General features: G+C 47.1%; 11 protein-coding genes. 3 read left to right on the forward strand and 8 right to left on the reverse strand.

Features of this window, described 5'->3' with window-relative positions:
- Positions 1-101: 101 nt before the first annotated feature.
- Positions 102-2501 (forward strand): glycoside hydrolase family 2, encoded by a 2400-nt coding sequence (locus tag HMPREF1548_RS07675; protein ID WP_035321552.1) that lies wholly within the window; start codon positions 102-104, stop codon positions 2499-2501.
- Positions 2502-2530: 29 nt separating this feature from the next.
- On the forward strand, positions 2531-3919 hold the full coding sequence (locus tag HMPREF1548_RS07680) for an MATE family efflux transporter (RefSeq protein ID WP_021635372.1): 1389 nt from the start codon (positions 2531-2533) through the stop codon (positions 3917-3919).
- Positions 3920-3977: 58 nt separating this feature from the next.
- On the opposite strand, the gene HMPREF1548_RS07685 is transcribed toward HMPREF1548_RS07680, so the two are convergent.
- Together HMPREF1548_RS07685 and HMPREF1548_RS07690 are read right to left on the reverse strand one after the other, a co-directional pair.
- Entirely contained in the window at positions 3978-4376 is a 399-nt protein-coding gene (locus HMPREF1548_RS07685) for a helix-turn-helix domain-containing protein (protein ID WP_162162485.1), read from the reverse strand.
- On the reverse strand, positions 4315-4809 hold the full coding sequence (locus HMPREF1548_RS07690) for a helix-turn-helix domain-containing protein (protein WP_021635374.1): 495 nt from the start codon (positions 4807-4809) through the stop codon (positions 4315-4317). The genes HMPREF1548_RS07685 and HMPREF1548_RS07690 overlap by 62 nt, the downstream gene beginning before the upstream one ends.
- A gap of 216 nt (positions 4810-5025) precedes the next feature.
- Between HMPREF1548_RS07690 and HMPREF1548_RS07695 the strand changes: the two genes are divergently transcribed.
- On the forward strand, positions 5026-5634 hold the full coding sequence (locus tag HMPREF1548_RS07695; RefSeq protein ID WP_035321545.1) for a hypothetical protein: 609 nt from the start codon (positions 5026-5028) through the stop codon (positions 5632-5634).
- 9 nt (positions 5635-5643) lie between these two features.
- Here HMPREF1548_RS07695 and HMPREF1548_RS07700 read toward each other — a convergent pair whose 3' ends face one another.
- From HMPREF1548_RS07700 to HMPREF1548_RS07725, 6 genes are all read right to left on the reverse strand, one after another.
- Entirely contained in the window at positions 5644-6567 is a 924-nt protein-coding gene (locus HMPREF1548_RS07700; RefSeq protein ID WP_021635376.1) for an AraC family transcriptional regulator, read from the reverse strand.
- Positions 6568-6638: 71 nt separating this feature from the next.
- The gene (locus HMPREF1548_RS07705; protein WP_025490590.1) at positions 6639-7673 is read right to left on the reverse strand and encodes a LacI family DNA-binding transcriptional regulator; all 1035 of its coding nucleotides are present in this window, start codon (positions 7671-7673) and stop codon (positions 6639-6641) included.
- A gap of 208 nt (positions 7674-7881) precedes the next feature.
- Positions 7882-9633 carry a glycoside hydrolase family 35 protein gene (locus HMPREF1548_RS07710; protein WP_021635378.1) on the reverse strand — a complete coding sequence of 584 codons (1752 nt, stop codon included), beginning with the start codon at positions 9631-9633 and terminating at the stop codon, positions 7882-7884.
- Between the two features lie 214 nt (positions 9634-9847).
- Positions 9848-11506 carry a DUF3502 domain-containing protein gene (locus HMPREF1548_RS07715; protein WP_021635380.1) on the reverse strand — a complete coding sequence of 553 codons (1659 nt, stop codon included), beginning with the start codon at positions 11504-11506 and terminating at the stop codon, positions 9848-9850.
- Positions 11507-11582: 76 nt separating this feature from the next.
- On the reverse strand, positions 11583-12503 hold the full coding sequence (locus HMPREF1548_RS07720) for a carbohydrate ABC transporter permease (protein WP_044915847.1): 921 nt from the start codon (positions 12501-12503) through the stop codon (positions 11583-11585).
- Between the two features lie 18 nt (positions 12504-12521).
- On the reverse strand, positions 12522-13484 hold the full coding sequence (locus HMPREF1548_RS07725; protein WP_021635382.1) for an ABC transporter permease: 963 nt from the start codon (positions 13482-13484) through the stop codon (positions 12522-12524).
- Positions 13485-13620: the final 136 nt, after the last annotated feature.

A 13620-nucleotide genomic window follows, 5' to 3' on the forward strand; every position in this document is an offset into this window, starting at 1 on the left:
GGCTACTTGGCTCGTTGCTCGCGGGAATAAGGCCTGGCCGCAGAAAGGCAGCTGCCAGTTATCAACAGCGGACGGGCATGAAAAAAACGGAGGACAGATATATGGACAGTTTGACGATGAGGCTTGAAGAAAATTGGAAATTTCACCTTGGCGAGGCGGAAGACGCCTGGTATAAGGGTTATGATGACAGCAGCTGGCGCGACGTGGTAATTCCCCACGACTGGTCGGTGGAACAGCCCTTCAGCCAGGAATATTCCAGCGGTACGGGATACCTGGCAGGCGGGACCGGCTGGTACCGGGTTCGTTTTACACTGCCGGAGGAATACCGGGGGAAGAAAATCTCACTGCTGTTCGACGGAGTATATAAAAACAGCCAGGTATGGTGCAACAGCTATTACCTGGGAAAACGTCCCAACGGCTATGTCCCTTTTGCTTATGACATCAGCGAAAAGGCCTTTTTCGGGGATATGGACAATGAGGTAAGCGTTAAGGTAACCCACACGGATGTGGCGGATTCCAGATGGTTTACGGGAACCGGCATCACACGGAAGGTGTGCGTCCTTGTGGAAGAGGCGGTGCATCCCGTACAGAACGGGATCTTCTTTTCCACGCTTTATGGTGACGACGGAAAATCAGCCCAGGTGGAGGTTTCCCATGAAATCGTGAACGAGGGGACTGATAAGGCCAGCGTTTCCCTGATCAGCTCCCTTTGGGACGCAGAGGGGAAAAAAGTGCTGGAGGTATCTTCCTGTGCGGAGTTTGCCCCGGGAGAGAAAAAGACCATCGCTTTAAACGGATGTGTGAAACACCCCAGCCTCTGGTCCCCGGAATCCCCTTATCTGTACCGCCTCAATACGGTGCTCTCCGTAAACGGGGAAGAGGGCTACGAAGTATTTTCAGGTAAAGTGGGCATCCGTACCTTCCGTTTTGATGCGGATAAGGGATTTTTCCTGAACGGGAAAAACCGGAAGCTGAAGGGCGTCTGCGTCCACCATGACGGAGGCTGCCTGGGAGCCGCCATGACAAAAGAAGTCTGGGAGCGCAGACTGACCGCGCTGAAGGAAATGGGCTGCGACGCCATCCGCACCAGCCATAATCCCCATATGCCGGAGCTGTACGATCTGTGTGATGAAATGGGCTTCCTGATGATGGATGAGGCCTTCGACGAGTGGGAAAACCCGAAAAACAAATGGTCCACAGGACATAATGTATACCCGCCCAAGCATCAGGGTTACTTTGAGGATTTCCCGGAATGGCATGAAAAGGATCTGGCGGCCATGGTTTTAAGGGACAGGAACCATCCTTCCATTATCATGTGGAGCATCGGAAATGAAATCGACTACCCCAATGATCCCTACTGCCATCCTTTATTTGGAGAAATGACGGGCAACAATGACAAAAATAAGCCCGCCGCGGAGCGGATGTACAATCCTGATAAGCCGAACATGGAACGGCTTTCGCCCATCGCGGCAGAGCTGGCCGGCATTGTAAGACAGTACGATTCCACACGCCCGGTAACGCTGGCCGCAGCATTCCCGGAGCTTTCCTCCAGGCTGCATTATTTCGACGCGCTGGATGTGGTGGGCTACAACTATAAGGAGCATCTGTATGAAGAGGATCACCGCCGTTTTCCCACCCTGCCTTTCCTGGGCAGTGAAAACGGACACAGCTATCAGGCCTGGAAGGCTGTAAGGGATAACGATTATATCAGCGGCCAGTTCCTCTGGACCGGCATCGATTACCTGGGAGAAGCGCACGGCTGGCCTATCCACGGCTCCTCCGCCGGGCTCCTGACGCTTGCCGGCTTCCCAAAAGCACGCTATTACCGCAGAAAGTCCTTCTGGTCAGAAAGTCCCATGGTATATCTTGCCACGGTAAAATACGAAGGAAACCACGAGGAATGGATGCCTTTATATGAATCCTGGAACTATGAATCCGGCGATAAGGTTCTGGTCCGCCTGTTCACCAACCAGCCTGAAGCGGAGCTTTTCCTGAACGGGAAATCCCTGGGCGCCCGGAAGGAACTGGACGGGGACGGCTGCATGGAATGGATCGTGGATTATGAGCCAGGCGAACTGAAGGCCGTGGCAGGGAAGCTTTCCGCAGCCTCCAGTGAAGGCTGTGTAAGCTTTACCCTTCATACCACAGGGGATGCGGCGAAGCTGCTGCTTTCCCGCTGGCGCTCCGCACGGGAAAAAGTAGAAAACGCGGATGGCCTTCACCCTGTTTATCAGGTGGAGATCACGGTTGCTGACAGCGAGGGATGCCGTATCGGCAATGCGGACTGCCTTGTAGAGGCGCAGGTTACCGGCAGCGGCGTTCTCCTGGGGCTGGAAAACGGTGACCTGGCTGACAACACGCCTTATTCCGATTCTTCCAGAAGGGCACACGAAGGCCGCCTCATCGCTTACATACGCCGCACGGGGGACGGGGCCATCACTCTGCGCGCCCACGCGGAAAACCTGCCCGAAGAAACACTTATTATAGAAGAAAATGCCTGAAGCTGACGGAATCGAGGAAATGACAGAATATGGATACTTTGACCGGGCAAAAAAAGATCTTTCAATTGTATGACAAATCCCTGAGCCGGATTGAAACGCCTCAGGGGACGCTAACGCTGGTATCGGTGTTTCTCCCCTTCTTTGTGGAAATGCTGCTTACCAACTCCATGGGAACCGTCAACACGCTGGTGCTCAGCCACTATTCCGATGAGGCCGTGGCATCCGTAGGCGCAGCCAACCAGCTGATGGGCATGATATTTACCTTTTATACGGTTATCAGCACCGGCGCCAGCATTTTTATCAGCCACCGGCTGGGGGCAAAGCAGAAGGAGGCGGCTTCGGACGCCGCCTTCACCTCCATATTCTGCGGGCTGGCGCTCAGCCTCGTGGTGGGGACCGTGCTTTCCCTCTTTGCCCACAGGCTGATGGAAATGATGCAGTTAAGCGGCCAGGTGCTGGAGGATGCGGCGGTTTATTTCCGGATCTGCATCTCCTTCTCCTTTTTCCAGGCGCTGATATCTTCCATTTCCGCCATCTTCCGGAGCTACGGCCTGCCGAAAATAGCGGTCTGGGTATCACTGTTCATGAATTTCCTGAACGCCGTGCTGAATGTAATCGTTATTTTCCGGCCGTTTGAAACTCCGCTTCATGGGGTCAGCGGCATTGCGATTACCAACGTAATCAGCCGCGGAGCTGCCTTTGTACTGATTGTGGTATGCCTGCTGAGAAGCTCCCTGGAGCTAAACTTCCGTAAAAAGAACCTGAAAACACTGAAATGCATCGGAAATATCCTGCATATCGGTCTTCCCGGCGGAATCAGCTCACTTTCCTATTCCACTTCCCAGGTGGTATCCACCTCCATCCTCGCGGTTCTGGGGACGGCGGCCATCTCTACCAAAATATACCTGTCCACCATATTCTTTTATGTCTATGTGATCGGTATGTCCCTTGGCATGGCGACCTCCCTCATTATCGGCTGGATGACCGGAGCAGGGGAATATGATAAGGCTTACCGGCTGAACATGCAGAACCTGCGCATTGCCGTTCTGTTAAACGCCGCCGGCTCCACCCTGATTTTCCTTTTCGGCGGACCGTTGATGGGCCTGTTTACAGACAGTGCGGAAATCATGGCTCTGGCACGTCCCATCCTGTTTATCGATATTTTTGTGGAAATCGGCAGGGCCTTCAACCATATCGAGGATAACTCCCTGCGCGGCGCCGGGGATGTGATATTCTCCATGATCGTTTCCATTATTTCCTGCTGGACCATGAGCATCCTCTTTTCCTATATTCTGGGAATCCGGCTGGGACTGGGGTTGACAGGCTGCTGGATTGCCTTCATGATGGATGAACTGTTCCGTGGAATCACCTTCTTCTTCCGCTGGCGGTCGCGGCGTTGGACGCTGCGGAAGGTATAACCGAATCGGCGTAACCGGATCAGGCATATTGATATTAAAAAGCCTCTGTCGTTTTCCATTACGGCAGAGGCTTCTTTTGTATTTTTCTTTGTTTACCTTTAATTTTCTTAGATTCCATTTCTTCTATCATTTTTCTGAAATCTGAACTGTCCCTCAGCGTTTTCTTACTCATTTTCAATACGTAAGAGAGAATTCTGGTCTCATACTCATCGCAATCCTTAAGCAGCTCTATATATCCTCCCGGCAGCTGGGGTTCCTTTCTGTCAGGCTCGTCATAGAGAAGTTCATCCACAGATACATACAGCGCATTGGCTATATTTACAATGATCTCCAGACTGGGATTTCCGAGTCCTGATTCAATCCGGCTGACATATACCGGAACAATACCGACTGCATCAGCCAGCATTTCCTGAGTCATGTCCGCCCTGATTCTGGCTATCTTGATCCGTTTTCCCATCTCTTTCTTCTCCGCCTGCGTCAGCTGCTTCTTTTCCCCTTTCCTTCTTCCCATTCCATTTCTTCCTCTCCAACAGCTTTATAGCTTCCGTATAGTCCTCGTCCATCCGCAGCGTTGCTTTATACCATTTTAAAATATAAAGCAGCTGACGCTGTTCGTTAGCACTGCAGTCCTCCAGCGTATCCATTATTTCCCATCTGAACACTCTGCCGGATTTCAATACACTGTCACACAGAAGCTCATCATTCCGGACAGAAAGAGCCTTGGAAATACTGCATAAAACAGCCAGGCTGGGCCTCTCATTTCCCGACTCCAAATTCGATATGCGGGACGGTTCCACCACAGCCAATGACGCCAGCTTTTCCTGACCAATTTCCATCCTGTTTCTTGCTGCTTTTATTCTTTCACCAAGCGCTTTCGTATTCACCGTCACCAAGACCAGCCTCCTGCATTACGTCTTATATGACTCATTGTAACCTTAGATATAGTATATTATAATAAACTATATAATTAATTTATTATTATAGTATAATTATTTAATCCGTAATAAAAGATTGTTTTCCGGGAATGCTTATATAGATGCGCGCTGCTTACAAATTTACATAACATAATAAACGGGGATCTTTTTTCTCCGATGAAAGGAAAAATCATGGAATTTGAATCGGTAGAAATCCGCAGGCTGCTGGCCGCGCTTACGGAACGCACCCGGAAAGGGACGATTAGCTGGGAAGTGGCGGAATACGATCCCATCTGCTTTATGACTGAAATGGGTGTGGAATTTGATGGCTCGGAGACAGAAAATTTTGCCCAGAACATCGCCTTTTGCTGCCGGCTGAAAACCGGCCGCTCCATCTGGCTGGAGGCCTATGAATCCATAGGCTTCCCGTCTCCCCGCGGCTTTCCCTCCCCGTCGGCCGGGCCGGCCCTGCGGGGCCTGGGCTTTTACATCATCCGTTTCCTCTCCCCTTCCGGGAAGGTGCTTTACCAGTCGGAACGTATTGTGACCAAAAGAGAGCAGCAGCTTCTCATATGTCTTCTCTGTGACGCTGTTTTTCAGAATACGGAGCCTTATTTTCTCCATCTGCCGCACAATAATACGGCACAGTTCCAGAAATACCTGCACCATCATGATCCGGGCGGCGGCCTGGAGGGCCATCCGCTCTCCCAGCTTATGAAAAAATTTTACAGGGATAACCGCTGTCTGGAATTTCATTTGCTGGCCATAAGCTGTGCCAACGGAATCAAAAACGGGAAATGACGCATTCTGTCATTTCCCGCTTTTTCTCCCGTTCAGGCCTTCCCTGGCATATTCTGTGGGCGATTTTCCTGTATACTTTTTAAAAACCCTGCTGAAATAGTATTCATCCGGGAATCCAACGCTTTCCCCGATTTTGGACATTTTCCAGGGGGAATTGAGGATCAGCGCCTTGGCATGGTTGATCCGCACCCGGTTCAGATACCTGAAAATCGTCTGCCCCGTCACCTTCTTAAAGGTACGGTTCATATAATCAAAATTGCCGCCGAATTCCTTTTCCAGAAGCTGACCCGTGATATCCCCGGCATATTCCCTGTTCAGGTAATTCAGCATTTCCTGTACATTCCGGTAGGAGCGGGGCTGCTCCTCCACATAGGCAACCGTCTCCGTGGATACATAGCTTCTGCCAATTTCCACAAAAGCCTCCAGTATCTTACAGGCCAGCATGGTTTTATAATTCTCCAGCTGTGTCGTGTTATTTTCCACCGCCTCATTCAAAAGCTCCGTCACCTTAACAAGACTGCTGTAATCAGCCATATGGTAATGCTTCGGAAGATACAGGCTCTGGCCTTCGCACTTTTCATAGCTGAAAATATCACTCTGGATCGACTCCTGCCTGTTCTCCAGCAGAAGCTTCTGGAATCCCTTTTCTTCTTCAAAGGGTTCTATTTCAGGATGCCTGAAATGTACGTAAAAATACTCGCACCAGGAGGCTTTCACTCCCACATGCGTAAACCGGGGATCCAGTACAAATACATCCCCCGGCTGAAGGGTAACCGCCCGTCCGTCCTCCTCCAGATACATGACGCCCTTCTTAATGAGATAAACTATGTATTCGTCCGCCTTTCTTCTCCGGTGCACGTAAGGCGGTTCAATCACCACCGAATCCGCCAGCCTGACCGATGGCAGAATCCGGGGATTCATCCGGTAAAACATTCCCTGCTGTCTCCCTTCCTCTCACCCCTCCAGGCATACCGCCGGCCAGCCCGGAACCGGAAATCCAATACTTAACGCACCTGCTTGCAGGAATCCCGAATCACCAGCCTGGATTTCACCATCTGTACCCGCGGCGGCTCCTCATTGTGGATAGCCTGTATGGCTGTTTCGATCAGAGTCTTCCCGAACAGCTTATAATCGTAGCCGACACAGGTCAGCCTTGGCATACAGGTCTCTGCAATATAAGTATTATCAAAGCTCACCACGGAGATATCATCCGGAATGCTGTAGCCCTGCTCCCGCAGCGCGCGGACAATCCCCACAGCCGTAAAGTCATTGATAGCGATAATCGCGCTGGGCATGGGATGATCTTCCCGGATAAAGTGATACATTGCTGCATTCCCACTTTCTATGTCATAACTGATACCATCCACAATATATTCTTCGCGCACAGGAATCCCGTATTTACGCAGTATCTGGCGGTAACGAAGACGCTTATCCAAAGTTGATTTTACATTATCACGGCCGCCAATCAACGCAATATCCCTGTGACCGTTTTCAATCAGAAATTGCATCATAAGTTCCATGGACTGACCTTCATCAAGATTCACCTGATAACAGTCAGCACCATCCAGTTTTCCAGTAATCAAAACCGGTGTTGTATTGGCAATTCGATTGATATTCTCCACATATCTGGTATCCGATACCAGTTCATCAACTTTTCCTCCAATTTGAATAATCGCATCCACCCTTTGTCCTGAAAACTTTTCCAAATAAGATACTTCCATCTCATTACTTCCCAGGGAATTACACAACATAAGCAGATACCCATTCTTATTGGCCTCCTTTTCACATTCCACAGCCATCGTAGCATAGAAAGGATTTCTGATATCAGAAACCATCAGGCCGATAATTTTGGTTTCCACACTGCTTAATCCCCTGGCCAAAGCATTGGGCCTGAAATCGTATTTACGTATTAATGCCTGAACTTTGGATTTCTTATCCTCGCTTACCTTCGCGTTCCCTGTCAGGACTCTGGAAACCGTAGCGGGGGATACCCCCGCTTCCTTTGCAATTGTATAGATACTTATAGTCTCTTTTTCCATAACACGCCTCCCCCGCTTCTTCCCCCGCATATAGTAACTATGTCAATGAAACCGGTATCATTATATTTTATTATAATACATACCGCGGAATAAACCAATCTTTTTTTACCAAAAATCGGTTTTGTGCAAATTTTATACAAAATTTGCACTTTCACGGCCAATCAGTACGATTTAGGATAAGCTCATGAGTGGAGTGTCATTATAATTTCTAACCTACATCCGGTTCGGCCTTCAGACTGATTTCATCCGCAGCCCTGCCATCTGTTTCAAAAAGAATAATTTCATTAACTCCTTTTTTCAATAGCGGCGCTGGTATATAGAGGCGTTTCTGAGGCCCTATCTCCCAGAACCGGCCCAAATTAAAACCATTAAGGAATGCACAACCCTTTCCCCAGCCTGCAAAATCCAAAAATGTATCTCCCGCTTCCTCCACTTCAAAGGTAAAACGATAAAATCCCGGAGTTCCTTCCTTATATCCCTTAGTAAAATCAAGCTTATCCAGATTATCCAAAGGCAATGTATACATATCCCAGTTATAATGCATATGCCCGTTTAACTGTACGCAACCTTCAATTCCCTTTCTCTGATACTCCATACGAGGCCCGAAATTGACACGGCCCATATTTTCTATCAGGATATCCAGTGGAGCTCCGGATTCAAAATCCACATTTACCTGGGCTTCTGCCAGTAATTCTCTATCATATAACGTAATCACCGGTTTATTATCCACAAATATATTCGCCCTGTCATTCGCTCCCCATAGACGGATTTTTTCCAGATTCTGTTCTCTTTCCAAAGCTGTATGGTAAAGGATATAACCGTAGCTTTGATCCAGCTTTTCCATAGGAATCGGAAAAGTACTCTTTACGGGAACAGAAATATCTTCAAGTACCTGGAACAATCCGACCTTCTCCTGTACTTTCAGAATTCCATAATCCTTCTTTTTAATGTCCGTAGTAAAAGCAACTGTCGGAAGCTGCGTATGTTTTCCGATGATTTCCCTGTATTTTTCATATTTCAGGGTGAAATCGCCGGCTTCCGTAAGCACTGCGTCATAATCATAACTGGTAACATCCGGCGTCAGTTCATCATAATAGTTTGAGCCATTCATAAAACCAAAGTTGGTTCCGCCTTCAAACATGTAAATGTTCACATGCCCCAGCTCCAGCATCCTGTCCAGATCCTTCGTACTTTCTTCCAGATTACCGCGCATATGGCCGCCATTGCCCCAATGATCAAACCACCCCACCCAGAATTCCGTACACATCAGAGGGCCGCCGTCCGTATACTTTTTCAGCACATCAAAGCGCTCCTCTGTTTTTGAACCGAAATTGCCGGTGGGAAGCACGCCCTGCAGCCTGCCGCAGGAAAGGGATTCATCCATGGGGCCATCAGAGGTTACAAGGGGTACCGTTACACCATTTTCCAACATAATCTGTTTCATAGCTTCCATATAATTGGTATCGTCACCGTAGTAGCCATATTCATTTTCCACCTGCATCAGTATTATTGGACCGCCGTTTGTAATCTGAAGAGGTGTAAGCACGGGGAACAGCACCTTGTAATATTCACGAACAGCATTTAAAAAAGGCTCATAGCAGGCTCTCAGACGCATCCCATCTTCTTTCAGCAGCCATGCCGGAAGTCCGCCAAACTCCCATTCCGCGCATATATACGGAGAAGGGCGCACGATGACATAAAGCCCCAGTTCCTGAGCAAGCAGGATAAACTTTTTTATATCCAGCATACCATCGAACCTGAACTGTCCTTTTTGGGGCTCATGCATATTCCAGGGCACATAGGTTTCCACTGTATTAGCCCCCATTGCTTTCAGTTTTTCCAGTCTGTCACGCCAGTACTCAGGAACAATTCTGAAATAATGAATAGCTCCCGATATGATTTTGAACGTTTTTCCGTCCAAATAAAAATCATCCCTGATTTCAAAAATACTCTCCTTCATTCCCTCTCCTACTCCTTTTCCAAAAGTCAATATTTTTCAATCTATCTGAGAATAACATCGGTTATTGAATTTTCCACTCCATTATACATAAATTTTTAATTATATGTATATTAAAATAAATATTATCTGAATAATTGATGGGATGATACAAATTTTGCCGGCTGCATACCCGATATACAGCCGGCAAAGTTTTTCAGGTATTAAATCTTATATCCTACTTATAAACCGCATCTACCTGTTTCTGTAATTCTTCAAGAACTGTTTCAAAGCCTGCACTCTGTAATGCTGCTCTGTATTCAGCAACGATATCTTCTGCGCTGCCATCATATTTACCATAAGAAATCTTCTTCATGTAGTTATCATGAATTTCATTGATGTTATTGATATTGGACTGGATAGCTGACAGATCCGGTACCAGTTTACCATAAGGATAGTCAATCTTTACCTTATCATATTCCGCACACAGAGCTTCATAGCTTACCAGGTCTCTCTTGCCGTCCGGGATTTCCAGATCGTCGTTTCTGCCCCACCAGTAGTTGAAAGCAATACCTTTTCCTTCATCTGTATAGCCTTCAGGCTGCTGTCTTGTGCCTGTTGCTTCATCATAAACATACTGCTCGCCTTCCCTGCCGTAGCAGATCAGGTGATAAACTTCTTCATTGTTTCTCAGATAATCAGCTACCATCAGCGCTCTTTCAGGATTCTTGCTTGCTGCAGAAATAGCCATTGCGCCATGGGTAATGTTAAGAGCTACCAGGTTGCCAGTTTCTTCGCCGAACCAGAAGAAGCCAACATCAGAACCAGGCTGTTCTTTGTCCATTCTGGGTCTTACAGTACCATACCAGGTCTCTGTATGGTGCTGATCTACGGAAGTCTGTCCCTGTAACATTTCTTCTCTGTTATCAACACCGGTATTGTTCAGAACGTCTGTCTTCCAAACACCGAGGGTATCCCATTCCTTCATCATCTTAGCGAATTCTACCAGTTCATCGCCTTCATAGAAAGGAGACCAGAGAGTATAAGGATCATTGGTGCGGCCTCCGTATAATGCGCCTGCACAGATACCATCAATGGAGATGAAGTCTGTGTGAGATGCCATCCATCCGCCTACAAGCTGAACGTTGTGTGTTCCGTCACTGTCCCAAGGAAGGACATCAGGATGTTTCTCTTTAACGCTCTTGAAGTAGGTTGTCAGATCTTCCCAGCTATGTACGCCGTTTTCCAGACCTGCTTCTTTTGCCCAGTCCATACGGTACATAAAGCCATGGTTGGTCCACTGAGTAAAGTGATCTTCAGGGAGGAAATAAATTTCTCCGTTGTATTTACATTTATCCCAGTTCTCTGCCGGAACCTGCGCATAGGTTAAAGGTGCATAGGTTTTCAGCATATCCTCAGAAAGTTCAAGGAATGCGCCCTGCTGTGCGTTAGGCCATGCATCCAACCAGTCAGTACCTGTACCTACCAGGTCAACACTACCGTCCATCTGTGCCAGTGTCAGGTTGTAGTTGGAAAGATAGTCTGTCCATCCAATATTGTAAACTTCCAGCGTGGTATTGATTTCTGATTCCAGAATCTTATTGATTTCTGCCAGAGCCGCTTCCTGCTCACCATTTGTCTTGGCATCACCTACGGTCATATAGGTAATTGTTACATGCTCAGAGGTATCGATTCCTGCATACGGGTTATTGGGATCCACCTCTGCATCTGCCGCTTCGCTTCCTCCTTCTGACGCTTCTGTAGAAGCTGCCGGAGTGGTTGTGCTGCCGCTGCTGCTTCCGGTTTCTGTGCTGCCGCTGCTTCCGCACGCTGCAAGAGACATTGTCATGACACCGGTTAACAGGAGTGCCATCATTTTTTTACTGAGTCTGCTCATGCTTACATCCTCCCTTAAAATTTAAATAATTTTTATATGTGAATTCCTTCTGTGTGGAATTGTCACCTTGAATAAATCAGCCCTTTACTGCACCTACGGTAATACCGCCGATAAAATACTTCTGAACGAACGGATACAGGAAAATAATAGGTCCGCAGGATACCATTGCAGTTGCCATTTTCAGTGTTTCGGACGGAAGATCCGTCAGGGTTACATAGGTTCCGGCCACAGAGTTCTTCAGACTCTGTACTTTATTTACAACTTCGTAAAGATTGTACTGCAGTGGCTTATAGGTTACCTTGGAGCTTAAGAACAGTGAAGACTGATACCACTCGTTCCAGTAGCCCAATGCCAGGAACAGACCAATGGTTGCCAACGCCGGCTTCAGCATAGGAAGAATCAGGGAAACGAAGATTCTCATATCGCCTGCGCCGTCTATCTTGCCGGATTCGGTGATTTCGTGAGGGATTGCCTTAACAAAGTTCTTCATCAGGATAATCAGCCAGGGTGACATCAGCAGAGGAAGAAATACTGCCAGATAGCTGTCCTTCAGATGATAAAACTGTGTCATTACCAGGTAATAGGGTGCAAGTCCCGCCTGGAAAAGGCTTGTAAAATAAATGTAGAAAGAAATAGCATTCCTGTAAGGGAAATCCTTTCTCTGCAGCGCATAGCCCGTCATGGCAATGATGCTTAAGCCAACGGCCGTACCGCATACCGTCATTAAAATTGTTACGATATAAGATCCGCCGATTGTTCCGGCTTTTAAAATAAGTTCATAAGCATAGGTGGTAAATTCCTTGGGAATTAACTGCACCCCTTCCACACGCACAATCGCTTCTGAGGTAAATGAAGTTCCCAGAATAATCAAAAAGGGAAAAACACAGGCAATTGCATAGATAGTAACTAATATGTATCCTAACGTACGAATAATCTTATCGGAAATATCCAATTTAATTTTCGTCCCGTTCATTGATTTCGTGTTCGTGTTTGACATTCTAATTCTCCTCCCGTATTAGAATAATGAATAATCCGGTTCAATTTTCTTAACCACAAAGTTACAAAGCATAACCAGTGCAAATCCTATGATCGACTGATAAAAACCAACTGCGGATGCGGTAGAGAAATTAAAGTCGGTAATTGTCGCACGATATACGTAAGTTTCAATAATGTCGGTGGTCGGATAAAGGATGGAGTTCTGTCCGATTATGTTGTAGAACAAACCGAAGTTGCCTCTTACAATGCCGCCCAGTGCAAACAGGAGAAGGATTACGATAGTAGGACGTAAACCAGGGATAATTATGTAGCGGATTTTCTGGAAGGCATTTGCTCCATCTACCCTGGCCGCCTCAATGATTTCAGCATCGATGCCCATGATTGCGGCGAAGTATACTACCGAGTTATATCCTGTGTTCTGCCACAGATTTACCAGTACAATGAGGAACGGCCAAACTTTAGGATTGGAGTAGGGTCCCCATTTCTCCATGCCCAGGCTGCTCAGTACAGAGTTCACAAAACCGTAGTCGTAGTTGAGCATGTTGTAAACGAGCAGACCTACAAGAACCTGAGAAATAAAGTAAGGCAGGAACATCATTGTCTGGGAAACCTTCTTAAACCATTTGCTCCTCATTTCATTCAACAGGATAGCAAGGAAAACTGCTACCAGGTTGCCCAGGATAATGAATGCCAGATTATAAAGAACCGTATTTCTGGTTAATTCAAATAATTTACCCGATGTCTGCAGGAACTTGAAATTGTCCAGTCCAACAAAAGGACTACCAAAAATACCTCCACGATAATTGTAATTAACAAAGGCAACATAGATACCCGGCAGCGGAATGTAGTTAAATGCCAGAAAGAATAAAATTGCCGGAAGACACATCAGAATTAAGACTCTGTAACGTATGATATTCTGCCATACAGTTCTCTTCTTTCCTACCGCCTTAACTGCGGCTGCATTTTTTTTAGATTTTTTCACTCTTTTTCCCTCCTGTTGCTCCTAAAATACTGCCCAAAAATCGGAGCCTATTATTTTGAAACCCATTTCATAACTAGATTATATGCAACTTTTTTCCGCGCGTCAACACTTTTCACAAAAAAAAAAAAAAAAAAAA

The organism is Clostridium sp. KLE 1755 (assembly GCF_000466465.2).
Classification (GTDB): domain Bacteria; phylum Bacillota; class Clostridia; order Lachnospirales; family Lachnospiraceae; genus Eisenbergiella; species Eisenbergiella porci.